The sequence below is a fragment of the Bacillus sp. 5mfcol3.1 genome (assembly GCF_900114335.1).
GTDB lineage: Bacteria > Bacillota > Bacilli > Bacillales > Bacillaceae_G > Bacillus_A > Bacillus_A thuringiensis_S.
On record NZ_FOST01000002.1, the window covers coordinates 1,046,368 to 1,066,484 of the forward strand.

The following is a 20,117-nucleotide window of genomic DNA, read 5'->3' on the forward strand; positions in this document are numbered from 1 at the left end:
AACTAACCTTTGTATGTATAAAACTTCCGAATTGCTTAATAAGTTAATAGTGTAATAGGGAATGTTCCCTGTTAAAAGGAGGAACACAATGGAATACGTAATTGAGATGAATAACATTACGAAAGTATTCCCAGGCATTGTAGCGAATGATGATATTACGCTGCAAGTAAAGCAGGGTGAGATACATGCTTTACTTGGAGAAAATGGTGCAGGGAAATCCACATTGATGAATGTACTATTTGGTTTGTACCAACCAGAACAAGGTGAAATTAAAATTAAAGGAAAGTCTGTAAACATTACCAATCCGAATGTGGCAAATGACCTTGGTATTGGAATGGTTCATCAGCACTTTATGCTTGTTCATAATTTTACAGTTACAGAAAATATTATTCTCGGAAATGAACCGAAGAAAAAAGGGAAAATTGCTGTTGAGGAAGCTGCTAAAGAAATTCAAAAACTGTCTGAACAATACGGTTTAGCTGTAGATCCATATGCGAAAATACAGGATATTTCAGTTGGTATGCAACAGCGTGTTGAGATATTAAAAACTCTTTACCGCGGTGCAGAAATTTTAATATTTGATGAACCGACAGCTGTGTTAACACCGCAAGAAATTCATGAGCTAATTCAAATTATGAAAAAGCTTGTGCAAGAAGGAAAATCTATTGTTCTTATTACACATAAGTTGAAAGAAATTATGGAAGTTTGCGATCGTTGTACGATTATTCGTAAAGGAAAAGGAATTGGAACGGTTGACGTTGCAAATACGGATGAAAATAAACTTGCAGAATTAATGGTCGGACGTCAAGTGAATTTTAAAACAGAAAAAATAGACGCGAAACCAAAAGAAGAGGTACTTTCAATTGCAAACCTTGTTGTTCACGATGCACGTCAACTACCTGCTGTAAAAGGCCTTGACTTAACTGTTCGTGCGGGGGAAATTGTTGGGATTGCAGGGATTGATGGAAACGGACAAAGTGAATTAATAGAAGCAATTACTGGTTTACGAAAAGTTGAGTCAGGTTCTATTGCAATTAAAGGGAAAGAAATAACAAATTGGCCTGTTAGAAGAATAACAGAAGAAGGAATTGGTCATATTCCAGAAGATCGTCATAAACACGGACTCGTCCTTGATTTTTCTGTTAGAGATAATATAGTTCTGCAAACGTACTATAAGAATCCGTTTTCAAAGAAAGGGATTTTAAATTTCAGCAAAATTACAGAAAAAGCAAAGGCTCTTATTGAACAGTTTGATGTACGTACACCTAGTGAGCAAACGTTAGCACGCGCTCTATCTGGGGGAAATCAACAAAAAGCAATTATTGCACGTGAAGTAGACCGTGATCCGGATTTATTAATCGCAGCACAGCCAACACGTGGTTTAGATGTAGGAGCAATTGAATTTATTCATAAGAGATTAATAGAGCAAAGGGATAAAGGGAAAGGTGTATTACTTTTATCACTAGAGTTAGATGAAATCTTAAATGTTAGCGATCGAATTGCTGTTATTTATGAAGGGAAAATTGTAGCAATAGTTGATGCGAAAGAAACGAATGAACAACAGCTTGGATTGTTAATGGCTGGAGGAACAAAGAAGGAGCAGGTGGGTACAAATGGCTAAAAAACTTTTAACAGAACGAACGATAAATATTTTAGTCCCAGTACTATCCGTTATTTTTGGCTTACTTGTCGGAGCGATTGTAATGCTAGTTAGTGGTTATGATCCAATTGTGGGTTATAGTGCACTTTGGACAGGGATGTTCGGCAGCGCAAGTGCGATTGGTGAAACGCTTCGTACAATGATACCGCTTATTCTTGCTGGTTTATCAGTGGCGTTTGCATTTCGTACAGGTTTATTTAATATCGGGGTAGAGGGTCAATTGCTAGTTGGTTGGCTTGCAGCGGTTTGGTTCGGTTATGCAGTTTCACTACCAGCTTTCCTTCATATTCCATTATCTATTTTATTCGCAGCATTGGTAGGAGGAATTTGGGGCTTCATTCCTGGATATTTAAAAGGAAAGTTTCAAGTTAATGAGGTTATTGTAACAATTATGATGAACTATATCGCATTATATGTAACATATGACATCATTAAGCGCTTTTTACATGAAGGTAATGATAAAACGTATGACATTAAAGAGAGTGCATCACTATCTTCAGACTGGCTTGCTTCTATTACTGATGGTTCGCGTCTTCACTGGGGAATTATTGTAGCAATATTAATTGCTATTTTAATGTGGTTCTTATTAGATCGAACAACTTTAGGCTACGAATTAAAGTCGGTAGGATTTAATCAGCATGCTTCTCAATATGCAGGTATGAAAGTTTCTCGTAATGTAGTATTCTCCATGACAATTGCTGGTGCATTTGCGGGGATTGGTGGAGCGATGGAAGGATTAGGAACATTCCAGAGTATGACAGCGATGTCTTCGTTTACAGGAGTAGGATTTGATGGGATTGCTGTAGCATTACTTGGAGGGAATAATCCGTTTGGGATAATCCTTTCAGCTTTATTATTTGGTGGTTTGAAAAGTGCTTCCCCTCAAATGAACTTTGAGGCAGATGTACCATCAGAGCTTATTAATGTAATTATTGCATGTATCATCTTCTTTGTTGCATGTAGTTATGTGTTAAGATGGGCGCTTACACGCATGAGCAAGGAGGGGAAATAAATGAGCTTTTTAGATATATTAGCCATTCTTGTGACGGGTACGTTATATACATCGGCACCTATCATTTTCACAGCACTAGGTGGTGTATTTAGTGAACGATCGGGTGTTGTAAATATCGGATTAGAAGGACTAATGCTATTTGGTGCATTTATTGGAGTTGTTACAAACTTATTAATGGGTGATACTTGGGGAACGATGACTCCGTGGATTGCGTTATTATTTGCGGCAATTGGTAGTGGATTATTTGCATTACTTCATGCGGTAGCTTCTATTACATTCCGAGCAGATCAAGTTGTAAGTGGTGTAGCAATTAACTTCTTATCTCTTGGTTTAACGGTATTTGCAATTAAGAAGATTTTTGATAAAGGGCAGACTGACTTTATTCAGTATCGTATTGAAAAGATTGATATTCCAGGCCTTTCGGATATTCCGGTTTTAGGGAAAATATTTTTCTCGAACGTACCAATAACGTCGTATATTGCCATTATTTTAGCATTCGTTGTTTGGTATGTTATTTATAAAACACCGTTCGGTCTTCGTCTACGTGCTGTTGGTGAACACCCAATGGCAGCGGATACGATGGGGATTAACGTATATAAAATGCGCTATATTGGAGTCTGTATTTCAGGAGTGTTTGCTGGAATTGGTGGAGCGATTTTTGCAATGTCAATTTCTAATAACTTCTCAGGGGCAACTATTACAGGACAAGGTTTCTTAGCTTTAGCTGCTATGATTTTTGGAAAGTGGAATCCACTAGGCGCACTAGGTGCAGCTCTATTCTTTGGTTTTGCACAATCTCTTAGTGTAACGGGCGGAACAATTCCTGTATTAGATCAAATTCCAAGTGTTTTATTAACGATATTACCATATGTATTCACAATATTAGCGCTTGTTGGTTTTGTGGGTCGTTCTGAAGCTCCGAAAGCATTAGGAACTCCTTATGAAAAAGGAAAACGATAAGTATTTTATAAGTATAAAAAAGCTCGCACATTAGTGTGGGCTTTTTTACATAGAATATATTTAATACGGAATTTTACTATGTTCCTTACATATTAAAGTTTTTAGAAAGAATCATATGTAAGCATAATAAGGGAGAAAAGTTGATTTTTTATTTCTAAAAACTGTATATTGAAGAGGAATATTCCTATATACGTAAAGGAGGGCTATAAATGAAACTAATGGAACAACAACTACATGAGTTAGGTGGTTTGCGCGTACATATTATTCCGACTGATAAATATAAAACGAATACCTTTGTATTTCGTTTTAAAGCGCCTTTAAATGAGGAGACGGTGACAGAGCGTGCCCTATTGCCATACGTATTGCAAAGTGCGACAGAAAAATTACCTTCTGTAATTCGTCTTCGTCAATATTTAGAAGAATTATACGGGTCTTCTTTAGCAGTAGATGTAAGTAAAAAAGGGGAAGACCATATTATCTCCATTTATGTAGACATTGCAAATGAAGTATATTTACATGATGCACCACCGTTATTTGAAAAAGCGCTTTCTATGTTGTCGGATATTGTGTTACATCCAGCGACGGAGGGGAACGGTTTCCTACCTTCTATCGTAGAAAGTGAAAAAAGAGCACTGTTACAGAGAATTGAAGCTACTTATGACGATAAAATGCGTTATGCAAACGAGCGTTTAATTGAAGAAATGTGCAAAGTAGAACCGTATCGTTTAAGTGCAAATGGAAAAAAAGAGAGTGTTGCTTCTATTACAAATGAAAGTCTGTATCAATATTATCAAAAGGTGTTAGCGGAAGATGAGATGGATCTATATATTATTGGTGATATTTCAGAAAACGCCGTTGATCTTGTAAGTAAGTATTTTTCTATTTCAGCTCGTCCAGTGAGAGAAAGAAATGTACTCCTTCATAGACGAAATAATGAAGAAAAAGAAGTTGTTGAAAAACAAGAATTAAAACAAAGTAAATTACACATCGGTTATCGTACATTTGTCACATATAAAGATGAAGATTATTTTGCATTGCAATTGTTCAATGGATTGTTTGGTGGTTTTTCTCATTCGAAGTTATTCGTAAATGTGCGTGAAAAAAATAGTTTAGCGTACTATGCAGCATCGCGCTTTGAAAGTCATAAAGGTTTATTATTTGTTATGTCAGGAATTGAAGCGAAAAATTATGAAAAAGCAGTTGAGATTATTAAAGAACAAATGCTTGCGATGCAAAACGGAGAGTTTTCTGAAGAAGAAATACATCAAACAAAAAGTGTCATCCAAAATCAAATATTAGAGGCGATTGATACACCGCGTGGATTTGTAGAAATGCTATATCATGGTATTATTTCAGATCGTACACGTCCAGTTAAAGAATGGCTTACAGGTATAGAAAGTGTTACAAAAGAAGAAATTGTAAAAGTTGCTAAAAATATTGAACTAGATACAATTTACTTTTTACAAGGAACGGAGGGAGAGTAAATGGAGAAAATTATTTATGAGCAATTAAAAGAAACACTCTATTATGAAAAACTTCCTAATGGATTAGATGTATATGTTTTACCGAAACAAGGATTTAATAAAACATTTGCGACGTTTACAACGAAATATGGTTCAGTAGATAATACATTTGTACCATTAGGGAAAGAAGAAATGATTCGTGTACCTGATGGGATTGCACATTTTCTTGAGCATAAATTATTTGAAAAAGAAGATCACGATGCTTTCCAATTGTTTAGTAAACAAGGAGCATCGGCAAATGCTTTTACATCCTTCACACGAACAGCTTACCTTTTTTCATGTACTTCAAACGTAGAACAAAATTTAAATACATTACTAAACTTTGTGCAAGAGCCTTATTTCTCTGAAAAAACAGTTGAAAAAGAGAAGGGGATTATTGGGCAAGAAATTCAAATGTATCAAGATAACCCAGATTGGCGTTTGTACTTTGGGTTAATTGATAGCTTGTTTGTAAAACACCCAATTAAAATTGATATTGCAGGGACAATCGAATCTATTAGTAAAATTACGAAAGATTTATTATATGAATGTTATGAAACATTTTATCATCCGAGCAATATGTTATTATTTGTTGTGGGTGCAATTGATCCAGAGAAAACAATGGATTTAGTACGTGAAAATCAAGCAAAAAAAGATTATAAAAACCAGCCAGAAATTGTGCGTTCATTTGAAGAGGAACCAAATGAGGTAAATGAAAAGAAAAAAATTATTTCAATGCCTGTGCAAACACCGAAATGTTTAGTTGGTATTAAAGCGACTAATTTAAAAGAAAAAGGGCAAGCGCTTTTAAAACAAGAAATTGCGCTTACGTTACTTTTAGATTATTTATTTGGAAAAAGTTCTGTTCATTACGAAGCTTTATATAATGAAGGGCTTATTGATGATTCATTCTCGTATGACTATACAGAAGAAAATAACTTCGGTTTTGCAATGGTTGGCGGTGATACGAAACAACCTGATGAATTGGCAGATCGTTTAAAAGATATTTTATTAAAAACAGATTATGATCAATTAGATGCGGCGGCATTAGAACGAGTGAAGAAAAAGAAAATTGGTGGTTTTTTACGCTCGTTGAATTCACCAGAATATATTGCAAATCAATTTACACGATATGCGTTTAATGAATCTAGTCTATTTGATGCATTGACTGTATTAGAAGGGCTAACCGTTCAAGACTTACAAGAAGTAGCAAAATTATTGTTATCAGAAGAAAAAATGAGTGTTTGTCAGGTGTTACCGAAAAAATAACATTTTAAAGATACCCTCATCTTATCATTGAAAAATTGTAAGATGAGGGTATTATTTAGTTGTGTGAAAAGTGAACTTGTAGAGATAAGAGAGGGAATTTATGAAAAAGTATGCGTTAGTAACTGGAGGGAGCGGAGGGATTGGCTCTGCTATTTCGAAACAATTAATTCAAGATGGATATACAGTTTATGTTCATTACAATAACAGTGAAGGAAAGGTATTGGAATTGCAGAAAGCATGGGGGGAAGTTATCCCTGTGCAAGCGAATTTGGCTTCTAGTGATGGAGCAGAGCAATTGTGGAGACAAATTGAACATCCTATTGATGTTATTGTATATGCAGCTGGGAAGAGTATTTTTGGACTAGTAACAGATGTAACAAACGATGAATTGGATTATATGGTAGAACTTCAAGTGAAGAACGTATATAAATTACTTTCAATGGCACTTCCGCCTATGATTGGGAGGAGAAGTGGTAATATTGTAATTGTTTCATCTATATGGGGACAAATAGGGGCTTCTTGTGAAGTGCTTTATTCAATGGTAAAAGGGGCGCAAAATTCATATGTGAAAGCTTTGGCGAAAGAAGTGTCTTTAAGTGGATTACGTGTGAATGCGGTAGCACCAGGAGCAATTGAAACGGAAATGTTAAGTGTTTTTTCTGAAGAAGATAAAATGGGAATTGCTGAAGATATACCATTAGGTAGAATAGGGTTACCAGAAGAAGTAGCAAAAACAGTTGCATTCCTCGTATCACCAGGAGCATCTTACATAACTGGACAAATCATCGGAGTGAATGGTGGTTGGCACTGCTAAAAATTTCTTACATAAAAAATGAATAGTTGCACAAATTAAGCATGATTTTATTACTCAATAGTGAGGTGCTTAATTATGTCAGTATTAGATAATTTTGATCAGTGGAAGAGCTTTTTAGGAGATCGTTTAGAGCAAGCGCAAGGAAAAGGTTTAGACGGCGGTGCGGTATCAGATATGGCATTTCGTGTTGGCGACTACCTTGCTAATGAAGTAGAAGGACGCAATGACCAAGAGAAATTATTAGCTGAGCTTTGGAAAGTTGCTGATGAACAGGAGCAACATACCATTGCAAACTTAATGGTTAAGTTTGTACAACATAAGTAAAAGTAGAGAGGAGATTCTCCTCTCTACTTTTTTTGTATAATAATTACACAGGATAGATTATACATTTAGCTTCCCTATTAAGGTGAAATCATATAATATAGTACGTAGGTGTAAAGTAAGCAAGGGGAGTGATCTTGGATGATTGAATGGTATTTTGAATATGAAATACATAAAAACCGACCTGGCTTGCTTGGTGACGTTTCTTCGTTAATCGGTATGCTCGGCATTAATATTGTCACAATTAATGGTGTAGATAATGCACGACGTGGGTTACTTCTTATGTGTGATAATCAAGAGCAAATCTCTAGACTTGAATCAATTTTAAATACGATGGATAACATAACGGTAACGAAATATCGTCCGCCCAAGCTAAGAGATAAGCTAGCGGTTAGGCATGGTAGGTACATACAACGAGATGCAGATGATAAGAAAACATTTCGATTTGTGCGTGATGAATTAGGCTTACTTGTAGACTTTATGGCAGAAATTATGAAAAAAGAAGGCCATAAACTAATTGGGATACGCGGAATGCCTCGTGTCGGAAAAACAGAATCCATTGTTGCTGCAAGTGTTTGTGCAAATAAAAGGTGGTTATTTGTATCATCTACTCTTATTAAGCAAACTGTTCGCAGTCAATTAATTGAAGATGAGTATAGCGATGACAATATTTTCATCCTAGATGGAATTGTGTCAACGAAGCGTGCTAACGAAAGACATTGGCAGCTCGTTCGTGAAATTATGAGATTGCCTGCAACGAAAGTTGTGGAACATCCTGATGTATTTGTGAGTCAGTCAGAATACACATTGGATGATTTTGATTATATTATCGAGTTGCGTAACGATTATGATGAAGAAATTCAATATAATTTAGTAGATGAAATTGAGCAAGGTACGCAAAATAATTTCTCTATGTTTGACTTTTAAAGAAATATTGAGGTGTTAGTAGTGACGGAATTGGGACAAAAGCTGAAAGAAGCAAGAGAAGCGAAAGGCTTGACTATTGATCAGCTGCATGAGATTACAAAAATTCAAAAACGCCACTTAGTGGCAATTGAAGAAGGCAATTATGATGTATTGCCAGGAGCTTTTTATGCGCGTGCATTCATTAAACAATACGCAGATGCGGTTGGATTAAATGGAGAGGAACTGCTTGTAGAACATCAGAGTACGATACCACAATCTGAGAAGCGTGAAGTTCCACAAGTATCAACGGGACAAAAAACACAAGAAACAATGCAAAAATCTTCATCATGGCCAATTGCAGATCACATGCCGAAAATCTTAGTTGCGTTGTTAGTAATCGCAGTTGGAGTGGTAATCTGGTTTGTGTTTCAAGCGTTAACTGGAAAAGATGATGAAAAAGTTCCGAGTGCTCAAAGTGAGAAAATTGAAGTTCAAAAAGCAAAAGATTCTCCGTTAGATACGAAGAAAGATGAAGCGAAAGCGGAAGAACCAAAAAAAGAGGAACCAAAGAAAGAAGAACCAAAGAAAGAAGAGCAACCAGCACCACCAACGGGACAGCAAGAAGTGAAAGTAGTTGGAACAACTGGTAAGGTATCTACTTTGGAAATTCATAATAATAAAACGTTAGAATTGGAAATCATAGCGAAGGGTACAAGCTATGTAGATGTTAAAGATGATGCGGGTAACGAAATTTTAAACACTACAGTACAAGGTGGTCAAACAGAAAAACGTGATGTATCAACATTAAAAGAAGTACGACTTAATATTGGAAATGCAACGAATGTTGAAGTTAAACTGAATGGCCAAGTGGTTGCTTTCCCATTGGACCCAGAAAAAGAACTTCACCAAAGATTGGTGATAAAAAACCAAGGGATAGGGCAACCTGCACAATAACAGTCATCGCTTCGATGACTTTTTTCAATGAACAAATGTTTTTGATATGATGGAGGAATAGCTGTGAATTTACCAAATAAAATTACAATATCTAGAATCTTCTTAATTCCAATTTTCATGGTAATTATGTTAGCGCCCTTTAATTGGGGTTCATACACAATTGGTGATGTTGATTTACCAATTCAACATTTAGTGGGGGCACTTATCTTTATCGTTGCTTCAGCTACAGATTGGATTGATGGACATTACGCAAGGAAGTATAATCTTGTAACGAACTTAGGAAAGTTTCTTGATCCGTTAGCTGATAAATTACTGGTTTCAGCAGCACTTATTACATTGGTAGAGATGCGATATGTACCGGCTTGGATTGTTATTGTAATTATCAGTCGTGAGTTTGCTGTAACAGGTTTACGTCTTGTACTTGCTGGAACAGGGGAAGTAGTTGCGGCAAATCAGCTAGGGAAAATTAAGACATGGACACAAATTATTGCGATTGCAGCATATTTATTACACGATGTACCTTTAAATTTAATCCATATTCCAGTTGCGGATATCTTCATATGGATTGCATTAATCTTTACTGTTATTTCAGGATGGGATTATTTCTGGAAAAATAGAGCTGCTTTTGTAAACTCAAAATAGAAGTTTATGGGGGAATTGGGATGAATGCTGAGATTATTGCGGTTGGAACTGAATTATTACTTGGACAAATTGCAAATACAAATGCCCAGTTTTTATCTGAAAAGTTGGCTTCAATTGGAATTAACGTGTACTATCATACTGTTGTTGGTGATAATAATAAGCGACTGCAAAAGGCGATTGAAGCTGCGGAAGAACGTGCTGATATCCTTATTTTTACAGGTGGATTAGGACCGACAAAAGATGATTTAACGAAAGAAACGATAGCGACTAGTTTAGATGAAAAGCTTGTGTATGATGAAAAGGCATTAGACTTAATAAGTAATTACTTTAAGCGTACAGGCCGTGAATTTACGGAGAATAATAAAAAGCAAGCGCTCGTTTTAAATGGAGCAACAGTATTTGCAAATGACCACGGTATGGCGCCGGGGATGGGGGTAAATAAGAACGGAAAAGTTTATATTTTATTACCAGGGCCGCCAAAAGAAATGAAACCAATGTATGTAAGTTACGTAGAGCCTTTTTTACGTAATTTTACAACAGGAGAAAACATTTATTCACGTGTGCTTCGTTTCTTCGGTATTGGGGAGTCCCAATTAGAGGTGAAAGTTCAAGATTTAATTGATGGACAAACAAACCCAACAATTGCCCCGCTAGCAAATGATGGAGAAGTGACATTACGTTTAACCGCTAAGCATCAAAATGTTAGCGAAGCGGAGAAACTAATTCAACATGTGGAAGATTTGATTTTAGAAAGAGTAGGAGAATTTTTCTACGGATATGACCAAGAATTTTTGCATTATAAGGCAATCGAGTTATTGAAGAGAAAAGGGTTAACTTTAGCATGTGCAGAAAGTTTAACAGGTGGTCTTTTTGGAAATCAAGTAACTGAAAATGCTGGTGTTTCTTCTGTATTTAAGGGCGGTGTCATTTGTTATCATAATGATGTGAAGCAACATGTTTTACGTGTGCCTGAAGAAGTGTTGCATACTGATGGTGCAGTTAGTAAGGAATGTGCTCGTTATCTTGCTGAAAATGTTAAGGATTTATTAAAAGCGGATATCGGAATTAGTTTCACTGGGGTAGCAGGGCCAGATGCTTCAGAACAGAAAGAGCCAGGAACAGTATTTGTTGGATTAGCGATTAAAGGTGAACAAACTGCAGTCTTTCCTCTTAATTTAAGTGGAAGTCGTCAACAAATTAGAGAACGATCAGCAAAATATGGATTTTATCATTTATATAAAAAGCTAGAAGAGATATAAGTTTCTTCTAGCTTTTTTTATAGTTAAATTCCGTATTTGTGTGATGGAAAATAAAAAAATCGAATAAATGTTCGATTTTTGTTGGCAAATTGAATTGAAAATAGGTATAATAAGATTAGCAATTCAGTTAAGGAGGAATTTTGAATGAGTGATCGTCAAGCGGCATTAGATATGGCGTTAAAACAAATAGAGAAGCAATTCGGTAAAGGTTCAATTATGAAATTAGGAGAACAAGCGGAACGTAGAATTTCTACAATTTCAAGTGGTTCTTTAGCACTTGATGTGGCGCTAGGGGTAGGCGGATACCCACGTGGCCGTATTATCGAAATTTACGGACCTGAAAGTTCAGGTAAAACGACAGTTTCATTACATGCAATTGCAGAAGTACAACGTCAAGGTGGACAAGCAGCATTCATCGATGCGGAGCACGCAATGGATCCTGTATATGCACAAAAATTAGGCGTTAACATAGATGAATTACTATTATCACAGCCTGATACAGGGGAGCAAGGATTAGAAATCGCAGAAGCACTTGTACGAAGTGGTGCGGTTGACATTATCGTAATTGACTCTGTAGCAGCTCTTGTACCGAAAGCAGAGATTGAAGGAGACATGGGTGACTCACACGTAGGTTTACAAGCACGTTTAATGTCACAAGCACTTCGTAAGCTTTCAGGAGCAATCAACAAATCAAAAACAATTGCAATCTTTATTAACCAAATTCGTGAAAAAGTTGGGGTTATGTTCGGAAACCCAGAAACAACTCCAGGTGGTCGTGCGTTGAAATTCTATTCAACTGTCCGTCTTGAAGTGCGTCGTGCGGAGCAATTAAAGCAAGGTAACGACATCGTTGGTAATAAAACAAAAGTAAAAGTAGTGAAAAATAAAGTAGCGCCACCATTCCGTGTTGCTGAAGTTGATATTATGTACGGAGAAGGTATTTCAAGAGAAGGTGAAATCTTGGATATGGCTTCTGAGCTTGATATCGTTCAAAAGAGCGGTGCTTGGTATTCTTATAATGAAGAACGTTTAGGACAAGGTCGTGAAAATTCGAAGCAATTCTTAAAAGAGAATACGGACTTAAGAGAGGAAATTGCCTTCTTTGTTCGTGATCATCACGGAATTGGTGAAGATTCTGGTGTGGAAGACACGGAAGATTCAACTCTTCAAGATTAAAAAATAAAAGACACGGGTCCCGTGTCTTTTATTTTTTTACCTTCTATTAAAGGGGTATCTATCGTAGTGGTTAAAATATTTTTTTGACTCAAATGGGATGTGTAAAGAGGAATATTCATATGTTTTAAGGGAATAAAATGGTATTTACTAAGGTTTTCCAGGATAATAAGCTATCAATTTTTCAAATTCAGATAACATTCAGGACTGAAGGTAAAGAAAGTAAAAGTAGACAACGCTTGACAATGAAAATTACGATAGATACAATGAGAATGTATATTTTTTCTTATATACGATATACTCTTCTCAAGAAGAGAAGTAATATTCGGAGTAAGGTTTAAAACTTACCGAAATAATAATATGACATTTTAATTGTGAAATGAAGAAAGTCCCTTAAAAAAGCGGGACGACGGTCTTTGCTGTATGTTGTAATTTAATGTACATGCCGACAGTCTTTTTTCATTCATAGCAAGGGGAGGTGAAATCATGAGTAGTACAGTTTGGATACTCATCTCCATTTTGCTTGCAACAACAGTCGGTGCAGTTGTTGGCTTTTTTGTTCGAAAGTCTATTGCTGAAGCGAAGATTAATGGTGCGGCTAATGAAGCGAAACGTATTCTAGACGAAGCGAATCGTGAGGCTGAAGCACTTAAGAAAGAAGCGCTTTTAGAAGCAAAGGATGAAATTCATACACTTCGTACAGAAGCTGAATTAGAAATTCGTGACCGTAGAAGCGAATTACAAAAACAAGAAAATCGTTTAATGCAAAAAGAAGAGAACCTTGATCGTAAAGACGAAACGCTCGATAAACGCGAGCAGCAGTTAGAGAAGAAAGAGGATTCTCTTGTAGCGAGACAACAACAGATTGAAGAGTTGGAAAGCAAAGTGGGAGAGTTAGTTCAAAAGCAACAAACAGAATTAGAGCGCATTTCCAATCTGACACGCGAACAAGCGAAAGCAATTATTCTTGGTAAAGTAGAAAATGAAGTTTCTCATGAAATCGCTGTTATGGTAAAAGAAAGTGAAGTTCGCGCGAAAGAAGAAGCGGATAAGAAAGCAAAAGAGATTTTATCTCTTGCAATGCAAAGATGTGCAGCTGATCATGTTGCTGAAACAACCGTTTCGGTTGTAAATCTTCCAAATGACGAAATGAAGGGACGTATTATCGGGCGTGAAGGTCGTAATATTCGTACGTTAGAAACGTTAACGGGTATTGACTTAATTATCGATGATACACCAGAGGCGGTAATCCTTTCTGGATTCGATCCAATTCGTCGTGAAACAGCTCGTATCGCTCTTGATAAACTAGTACAGGACGGACGTATTCACCCAGCGCGTATTGAAGAGATGGTCGAAAAATCAAGACGTGAAGTGGACGAGTATATTCGCGAAGTCGGAGAGCAAACAACGTTTGAAGTGGGTGTTCATGGATTACACCCAGATTTAATTAAAATTTTAGGTCGTTTAAAATACCGTACAAGTTATGGACAAAACGTCTTAAAACACTCTATGGAAGTTGCATATTTAACTGGACTTATGGCAGCAGAGCTTGGCGAGGATGAAAAACTAGCAAGACGTGCTGGTCTATTACATGATATCGGAAAAGCGATTGACCATGAAGTAGAAGGTAGCCACGTTGAAATTGGTGTTGAACTCGCAACGAAATATAAAGAGCATCCTGTAGTTATAAACAGTATCGCATCTCACCATGGTGACACAGAACCAACTTCTATCATTGCAGTTTTAGTTGCAGCAGCAGATGCTTTATCAGCTGCAAGACCGGGAGCTCGTAGTGAAACGCTTGAAAACTACATTCGTCGTCTTGAAAAGTTAGAAGAGATTTCAGAGTCTTATGAAGGCGTTGAAAAATCATTTGCAATTCAAGCAGGACGTGAAGTTCGTATTTTGGTAAAACCAGATACAATCGATGATTTAGAAGCTCATCGTTTAGCTCGTGATATCCGAAAACGTATTGAAAATGAACTGGATTACCCAGGACATATTAAAGTAACTGTTATTCGTGAAACACGTGCAGTGGAATACGCAAAATAAAGTGGTGAAACACCACTTTATTTTTTTGTGTTGGAATTGGATAAAATAAAGACAGTTAGTTATATAGCGTAAAAGTGAAACAAACTTATAATAAACATATTATAAGGAATTTCCTTAATGCTATAGCAATAAAAAATGCAGTACATAGAAAGGGTAAGACATATGAGAATATTATTTGTTGGGGATGTAGTAGGATCTCCTGGTAGAGGTATGATTCAACAATACGTACCGGCATTAAAGAAAAAATATACACCTACAGTAACAATCATTAATGGAGAAAACGCAGCAGGTGGCCGTGGGATTACAGAAAAAATATATCGAAACTTTTTAGAGTGTGGGGCGCAAGCAGTTACACTTGGAAACCATGCTTGGGATAATCGTGAAGTATTTGAATTCATCGATGATGCAAAATATCTTGCAAGACCAGCTAACTTCCCAGAAGGAACTCCAGGAAGAGGACTTATCTTTGTGAACTGTAATGGAACAGAAGTTGCAGTTATTAACTTACAAGGACGTACTTTCCTTCCTCCGATTGATTGTCCATTCCGTAAAGTGGATGAATTAATTAATATTGCGAAAAAACGTACGAATATTATCTTTGTTGATTTCCATGCGGAGACTACAAGTGAAAAACAAGCGCTAGGTTGGTATGTAGATGGACGTGCTACAGCAGTAGTAGGTACGCATACGCATGTCCCTACAGCGGATAACCGTATTTTACCAAGCGGAACGGCATATATTACAGATGTTGGGATGACAGGGCCATATGATGGAATATTAGGTATGGACCGAGAAGCGGTATTGAAGAAGTTTTTAACGAACTTACCAGTACGATTTGAAGTAACAAGTGGTAGAACGCAATTAAGTGCAGTGTTAATTGATGTGGATCCAAATACAGGAAAAGCAAAGAAAATTGAGCGTATTTTAATTAATGACGATCAACCATTTTTTGAGTAAATTTCCGTTAAATTTTAGATAAGTTATTATATTTTAATTTTTTAGAAAAATTACGAAAATTTAGCAGGAATACGCGCCATTCCTCGTGAATATAAGTTAAAGTGAAATAATTGCTAATACTTTTTAAAGAAACGAGGAGGAAACGCGGAATGGAAATATTAAAAGTTAAAGCAACGTCGGTCCCTAATTCTGTAGCTGGTGCACTTGCAGGTGTTATTCGCGAACGCGGAACAGCAGAAATTCAAGCTATTGGTGCAGGTGCATTGAACCAAGCGGTAAAGGCAGTAGCAATCGCAAGAGGATTTGTAGCGCCTAGTGGTTTGGACCTGATTTGTATCCCAGCGTTTACAGATATTATGATTGATGGCGAAGAGCGTACAGCAATAAAATTAATTGTAGAACCTCGTTAAGTTTTAAACAACCTGTTTGCAGTATGCAAACAGGTTGTTTTTATAATGGAGGAATGAAAATGAAAATTTTTGATGCTCATTGTGACGTGCTTCTTCAGTTATGGAGTGCACAAGGGAAAAGGAATTTTAACGATGATTCACAATTACATATTACATTTGAACAGTTAAAGAGAAGAAAAGGAAGTATACAATGTTTTGCTATATATGTACCAGAAACAGTGGCATATGAAAACCGATTTGAAGCAGCATTACAAATGGTAGATATTTTTTATAATGAAATTTTATCCCTACCAGGTGTAAAGTTTATTCAGACAAAAGATGATATTAACATGTTAAAACAGGACGAGGTTGGAGCGATATTAACACTAGAAGGATGCGAAGCAATTGGAAAAGAAGCAATGAAATTACGGTTGTTGTATCGCCTAGGAGTACGTTCTTTTGGACTAACATGGAATTATGCCAATCTCTTAGCTGATGGTGCGCTAGAGACACGTGGGGCGGGTTTAACGAATTTTGGTAAACAGGTTGTACAAGAACTGAATGCGCTACATGTATGGACTGATGTGTCTCATCTAAATGAAAGAAGTTTTTGGGATGTTATAGAGATTGCAAAAAATCCTATTGCTTCCCACTCAAATTGTATGAAACTTTGCGAGCACCCACGTAATTTAAACGATGAACAACTTAAAGCTCTTATAAAGAAAAATGGCATGATCGGTGTCACTTTTGTACCGCAGTTTCTAACAAGTGAAAGGCAAGTAAATATAACTGATATCATAAAACATATCGAATATATTTGCTCGCTAGGTGGAGAAAACAATATAGGGTTTGGTTCAGATTTTGATGGGATTGTAGATACGGTTGTCAATGTATCTGCCTATGGAGATTATGAAAATGTCATGAATGAGCTTTATAAATACTATGCTGCATCTACTGTAGAAAGATTTTTATATGATAATTTTGTTGAACATATGAGTTTTTAAGTTTGTGGTTTAAAATTCAGAAAAATTAAAATTAATTCATTTGATTTTATTGCTTTTTTTAAGACCTAATACTAGAATGAAAAACAAAATAGCTTTATACTAAAGATTCAGGGAAATCAGAAGAGGCATAATTTGCGTCCGTTGTAGTTTATTTGCATAAAAAATGCTAAACTATTACTGTAAAAAAATACACTACAATGAATGCAGCCAAAAGGGGTGTAGGAGATGATTAGTCAACTTTCATGGAAAGTTGGAGGCCAACAAGGTGAAGGAATTGAAAGTACAGGAGAAATCTTCTGTATTGCATTAAACCGATTAGGATATTACCTATACGGTTACCGCCACTTCTCATCACGTATAAAAGGCGGCCATACAAATAATAAAATTCGTGTAAGTACAACAGAAGTACGCGCGATCTCAGATGATTTAGATATTTTAATTGCTTTTGACCAAGAAACAATTGATTTTAACTTCCACGAACTACGTCCAGGTGGAATTGTAGTTGCGGATGCGAAATTTAATCCAACAATACCCGACAATACAGATGTAAATCTATATGTGATACCGTTTACAGATATTGCTTCAGAATTAGGCACATCGTTAATGAAAAACATGGTTGCTGTTGGAGCATCAAGTGCAGTATTAGGATTAGACGAAACAGCTTATTTAGATGTTGTTGAAGAAATCTTTGGTCGTAAAGGAGAGCAAGTCGTTCAAAAGAATATGGACGCAATTAAACGTGGCTCTCAATATATGAAAGAATTACTAGGTGAGAAAGTAAACATGATGCAGCTTGAAAAAGCTGATGGTAAAAAACGCATGTTTATGATTGGAAACGATGCAATCGCATTTGGTGCGGTAGCTGGTGGTGCTCGTTTTATGTCAGCATACCCAATCACACCTGCATCAGAAATTATGGAATACTTAATTAAAAAATTACCGAAAGTCGGCGGAACAGTAATCCAAACTGAGGATGAAATTGCAGCTTGTACAATGGCAATCGGCGCAAACTATGCTGGTGTTCGTACATTAACTGCATCTGCTGGTCCTGGTCTGTCATTAATGATGGAAGCAATCGGTTTAGCAGGTATTACAGAAACCCCATTAGTAATTGTTGATACACAACGTGGTGGTCCAAGTACGGGATTACCAACGAAACAAGAACAGTCTGACTTAATGGCGATGATTTACGGTACGCATGGTGAAATTCCAAAAATCGTAATGGCGCCAAGTACAGTTGAAGAAGCTTTCTATGACATTGTAGAAGCATTTAACTTATCTGAAGAATATCAAGTTCCTGTTATTTTCTTAACAGATTTACAGCTTTCGTTAGGAAAACAAACAGTAGAACCACTTAAATTAGATAAAGTGGAAATCCGTCGTGGTAAGCTTGATTTAGAAGCAGAATTACCAGAACGTGAAAATAAAGCATACTTCAAGCGTTATGAAGTAACTGAAGACGGCGTTTCGCCGCGTGTTTTACCTGGTATGAAAAATGGTGTTCACCATGTTACAGGTGTAGAACATGATGAAACTGGAAAGCCATCGGAATCAGCAATAAACCGTAAAGATCAAATGGACAAACGTTTCCGTAAAATGGAGAACTTGAAGTTTAATACCCCTGTTTATAAAAATGTTAAGCATGAAGAAGCAGATGTATTGCTTGTTGGATTTAACTCAACTCGTGGTGCGATCGAAGAGGCAATGACGCGTTTAGAACAAGAGGGTATGAAAGTAAACCATGCTCATGTGCGTTTAATTCACCCGTTCCCAACAGCTGAAATCGATCCACTTGTGAAAAAGGCGAAGCGTGTTGTAGTAGTAGAAAACAATGCAACAGGTCAACTTGCTAACATTATGAAAATGAATCTTGGTAATGGTGAGAAAATTTCTAGTCTTTTAAAATATGATGGAAACCCATTCTTGCCGAAAGAGATTTACAACGAATGCAAAAAAGGGGTTGTATTAAATGGCAACATTTAAGGACTTTCGTAACAGTGTAAAGCCAAACTGGTGCCCAGGTTGCGGAGACTTCTCAGTGCAAGCTGCAATTCAACGTGCAGCAGCTAACGTTGGCTTAAATCCAGATGAACTTGCTGTTATTTCTGGTATCGGCTGTTCAGGCCGTATTTCAGGTTATATTAATTCATATGGTGTGCATAGTATTCATGGTCGTGCCCTTCCGATTGCACAAGGTGTGAAAATGGCAAATCGTGATTTAACAGTGATCGCTTCAGGTGGTGACGGTGATGGATTTGCGATTGGTATGGGACATACAATCCATTCTATTCGTCGTAATATCGACATTACGTACATCGTAATGGATAACCAAATTTACGGATTAACAAAAGGGCAAACTTCACCACGTAGTGAAGCTGGATTTAAAACGAAAAGCACACCACAAGGTTCAATTGAACCATCACTAAATGTAATGGAAATGGCTTTAACAGCTGGTGCGACATTTGTGGCGCAAAGCTTTTCGAGTGATTTAAAAGAATTAACACAAATTATTGAAGCTGGTATTAACCATAAAGGATTTTCATTAATTAACGTATTTAGCCCATGTGTTACTTACAATAAAGTAAATACTTACGATTGGTTTAAAGAGAATTTAACGAAACTAAGCACAGTAGAGGGATATGATCCATCTAATCGCATGATGGCTATGCAAACATTAATGGAAAATAACGGTTTAGTAACAGGTTTAATTTATCAAAATACTAAGCAACCATCATATCAAGAACTTGTTAAAGGCTATAGTGAAGAGCCTTTAGTGAAATCTGATTTAAATATGGATCAGAAAATGTTTGATGAGCTTGTTGCTGAATTTATGTAATGTAAGAAGAGGAGGTTGCCGATTTGGCAACCTTTTTTATGTGCAAAAAATATAGGGTAGTTTTATTTACTTAGAAAATTCAGAATGGTAAAATAATATGTAAATCGTTGTATGAAAATGGCAAGTTCATTGCTTATGAAATGTAAGATAATAAAGGGCCTCTGAATTGTTAAAATTGGCGAAACACGTCATACTATGGTAATGTTTATAGGGATAAAGCAATATGCTTTTGGGTAGGACAACAAGAAATGATAAAAAGGGAATGTCTATTTGCGTGGGGAAGACTTCATTCTTATGAATGATTAGATTGATTACTCAAGTTTCAAAGGACAAGTTATCTCCAAGCTATCTAACCATTTTTGAGGTGAGTCTAAGCGCATTAAAATGGACTATAGAGTGTGTATAGT

Annotated in this window: 18 protein-coding genes; all 18 read left to right on the forward strand. The window is 36.4% G+C overall.

The window, feature by feature from the left end; all coding sequences use genetic code 11:
• Window positions 1–88: 88 nt before the first annotated feature.
• The 18 genes from BM089_RS14910 to BM089_RS15000 all read left to right on the forward strand — a co-directional run bounded on the left by BM089_RS14910 (window position 89) and on the right by BM089_RS15000 (window position 19,710).
• On the forward strand, window positions 89–1,621 hold the full coding sequence (locus BM089_RS14910) for an ABC transporter ATP-binding protein (protein ID WP_000456925.1): 1,533 nt from the start codon (window positions 89–91) through the stop codon (window positions 1,619–1,621).
• Window positions 1,614–2,672 carry an ABC transporter permease gene (locus BM089_RS14915; RefSeq protein WP_001085255.1) on the forward strand — a complete coding sequence of 353 codons (1,059 nt, stop codon included), beginning with the start codon at window positions 1,614–1,616 and terminating at the stop codon, window positions 2,670–2,672. The genes BM089_RS14910 and BM089_RS14915 overlap by 8 nt, the downstream gene beginning before the upstream one ends.
• On the forward strand, window positions 2,673–3,632 hold the full coding sequence (locus BM089_RS14920) for an ABC transporter permease (protein ID WP_000008857.1): 960 nt from the start codon (window positions 2,673–2,675) through the stop codon (window positions 3,630–3,632).
• 209 nt (window positions 3,633–3,841) lie between these two features.
• Complete coding sequence (locus BM089_RS14925; protein ID WP_086388052.1) at window positions 3,842–5,116, forward strand: EF-P 5-aminopentanol modification-associated protein YfmF; 1,275 nt, start codon at window positions 3,842–3,844, stop codon at window positions 5,114–5,116.
• The gene (locus BM089_RS14930; protein WP_000411277.1) at window positions 5,117–6,403 is read left to right on the forward strand and encodes an EF-P 5-aminopentanol modification-associated protein YfmH; all 1,287 of its coding nucleotides are present in this window, start codon (window positions 5,117–5,119) and stop codon (window positions 6,401–6,403) included.
• A gap of 100 nt (window positions 6,404–6,503) precedes the next feature.
• A complete protein-coding gene (locus BM089_RS14935; protein WP_000759626.1) occupies window positions 6,504–7,217 on the forward strand; it encodes an elongation factor P 5-aminopentanone reductase in 714 nt (237 codons plus the stop codon).
• Window positions 7,218–7,292: 75 nt separating this feature from the next.
• Window positions 7,293–7,541, forward strand: coding sequence for a DUF3243 domain-containing protein (locus tag BM089_RS14940; protein WP_000114444.1), 249 nt, complete (start codon window positions 7,293–7,295; stop codon window positions 7,539–7,541).
• A gap of 138 nt (window positions 7,542–7,679) precedes the next feature.
• Window positions 7,680–8,465 (forward strand): DUF3388 domain-containing protein, encoded by a 786-nt coding sequence (locus tag BM089_RS14945; protein WP_000574107.1) that lies wholly within the window; start codon window positions 7,680–7,682, stop codon window positions 8,463–8,465.
• A gap of 21 nt (window positions 8,466–8,486) precedes the next feature.
• Window positions 8,487–9,398: a helix-turn-helix domain-containing protein gene (locus tag BM089_RS14950; protein WP_000137474.1), complete on the forward strand. Its 912-nt coding sequence runs from the start codon at window positions 8,487–8,489 to the stop codon at window positions 9,396–9,398.
• A gap of 63 nt (window positions 9,399–9,461) precedes the next feature.
• Complete coding sequence (gene pgsA / locus BM089_RS14955) at window positions 9,462–10,040, forward strand: CDP-diacylglycerol--glycerol-3-phosphate 3-phosphatidyltransferase (protein ID WP_001052977.1); 579 nt, start codon at window positions 9,462–9,464, stop codon at window positions 10,038–10,040.
• 20 nt (window positions 10,041–10,060) lie between these two features.
• Complete coding sequence (locus BM089_RS14960; protein ID WP_065229238.1) at window positions 10,061–11,299, forward strand: competence/damage-inducible protein A; 1,239 nt, start codon at window positions 10,061–10,063, stop codon at window positions 11,297–11,299.
• Between the two features lie 144 nt (window positions 11,300–11,443).
• Window positions 11,444–12,475, forward strand: a complete 1,032-nt coding sequence (gene recA / locus BM089_RS14965; RefSeq protein ID WP_001283854.1) for a recombinase RecA — start codon at window positions 11,444–11,446, stop codon at window positions 12,473–12,475.
• Between the two features lie 483 nt (window positions 12,476–12,958).
• Window positions 12,959–14,524 (forward strand): ribonuclease Y, encoded by a 1,566-nt coding sequence (rny, locus tag BM089_RS14975; protein WP_000099769.1) that lies wholly within the window; start codon window positions 12,959–12,961, stop codon window positions 14,522–14,524.
• A 162-nt stretch (window positions 14,525–14,686) separates the two neighbouring features.
• Window positions 14,687–15,481, forward strand: coding sequence for a TIGR00282 family metallophosphoesterase (locus BM089_RS14980; protein WP_090977224.1), 795 nt, complete (start codon window positions 14,687–14,689; stop codon window positions 15,479–15,481).
• A 149-nt stretch (window positions 15,482–15,630) separates the two neighbouring features.
• Window positions 15,631–15,891 carry a stage V sporulation protein SpoVS gene (gene spoVS / locus BM089_RS14985; protein ID WP_000404341.1) on the forward strand — a complete coding sequence of 87 codons (261 nt, stop codon included), beginning with the start codon at window positions 15,631–15,633 and terminating at the stop codon, window positions 15,889–15,891.
• 59 nt (window positions 15,892–15,950) lie between these two features.
• Window positions 15,951–16,874, forward strand: a complete 924-nt coding sequence (locus BM089_RS14990) for a dipeptidase (protein WP_089171658.1) — start codon at window positions 15,951–15,953, stop codon at window positions 16,872–16,874.
• Between the two features lie 225 nt (window positions 16,875–17,099).
• Window positions 17,100–18,857: a 2-oxoacid:acceptor oxidoreductase subunit alpha gene (locus BM089_RS14995; protein WP_000625417.1), complete on the forward strand. Its 1,758-nt coding sequence runs from the start codon at window positions 17,100–17,102 to the stop codon at window positions 18,855–18,857.
• Entirely contained in the window at window positions 18,844–19,710 is an 867-nt protein-coding gene (locus tag BM089_RS15000) for a 2-oxoacid:ferredoxin oxidoreductase subunit beta (RefSeq protein ID WP_000190155.1), read from the forward strand. Before BM089_RS14995 ends, BM089_RS15000 begins: the two co-directional genes overlap by 14 nt.
• The last annotated feature ends 407 nt before the right edge of the window (window positions 19,711–20,117 follow it).

What these genes read in the sequence shown, in the direction of transcription:
- BM089_RS14925 (WP_086388052.1), top strand. Translation starts at nt 3,842, where the DNA reads ATGAAACTAATGGAACAACAACTACATGAGTTAGGTGGTTTGCGCGTA.
- BM089_RS14935 (WP_000759626.1), top strand. Translation starts at nt 6,504, where the DNA reads ATGAAAAAGTATGCGTTAGTAACTGGAGGGAGCGGAGGGATTGGCTCT.
- BM089_RS14945 (WP_000574107.1), top strand. Translation starts at nt 7,680, where the DNA reads ATGATTGAATGGTATTTTGAATATGAAATACATAAAAACCGACCTGGC.
- BM089_RS14940 (WP_000114444.1), top strand. Translation starts at nt 7,293, where the DNA reads ATGTCAGTATTAGATAATTTTGATCAGTGGAAGAGCTTTTTAGGAGAT.
- BM089_RS15000 (WP_000190155.1), top strand. Translation starts at nt 18,844, where the DNA reads ATGGCAACATTTAAGGACTTTCGTAACAGTGTAAAGCCAAACTGGTGC.
- BM089_RS14920 (WP_000008857.1), top strand. Translation starts at nt 2,673, where the DNA reads ATGAGCTTTTTAGATATATTAGCCATTCTTGTGACGGGTACGTTATAT.
- BM089_RS14910 (WP_000456925.1), top strand. Translation starts at nt 89, where the DNA reads ATGGAATACGTAATTGAGATGAATAACATTACGAAAGTATTCCCAGGC.
- BM089_RS14930 (WP_000411277.1), top strand. Translation starts at nt 5,117, where the DNA reads ATGGAGAAAATTATTTATGAGCAATTAAAAGAAACACTCTATTATGAA.
- rny (WP_000099769.1), top strand. Translation starts at nt 12,959, where the DNA reads ATGAGTAGTACAGTTTGGATACTCATCTCCATTTTGCTTGCAACAACA.
- recA (WP_001283854.1), top strand. Translation starts at nt 11,444, where the DNA reads ATGAGTGATCGTCAAGCGGCATTAGATATGGCGTTAAAACAAATAGAG.
- BM089_RS14990 (WP_089171658.1), top strand. Translation starts at nt 15,951, where the DNA reads ATGAAAATTTTTGATGCTCATTGTGACGTGCTTCTTCAGTTATGGAGT.
- BM089_RS14995 (WP_000625417.1), top strand. Translation starts at nt 17,100, where the DNA reads ATGATTAGTCAACTTTCATGGAAAGTTGGAGGCCAACAAGGTGAAGGA.
- BM089_RS14980 (WP_090977224.1), top strand. Translation starts at nt 14,687, where the DNA reads ATGAGAATATTATTTGTTGGGGATGTAGTAGGATCTCCTGGTAGAGGT.
- spoVS (WP_000404341.1), top strand. Translation starts at nt 15,631, where the DNA reads ATGGAAATATTAAAAGTTAAAGCAACGTCGGTCCCTAATTCTGTAGCT.
- BM089_RS14960 (WP_065229238.1), top strand. Translation starts at nt 10,061, where the DNA reads ATGAATGCTGAGATTATTGCGGTTGGAACTGAATTATTACTTGGACAA.
- BM089_RS14915 (WP_001085255.1), top strand. Translation starts at nt 1,614, where the DNA reads ATGGCTAAAAAACTTTTAACAGAACGAACGATAAATATTTTAGTCCCA.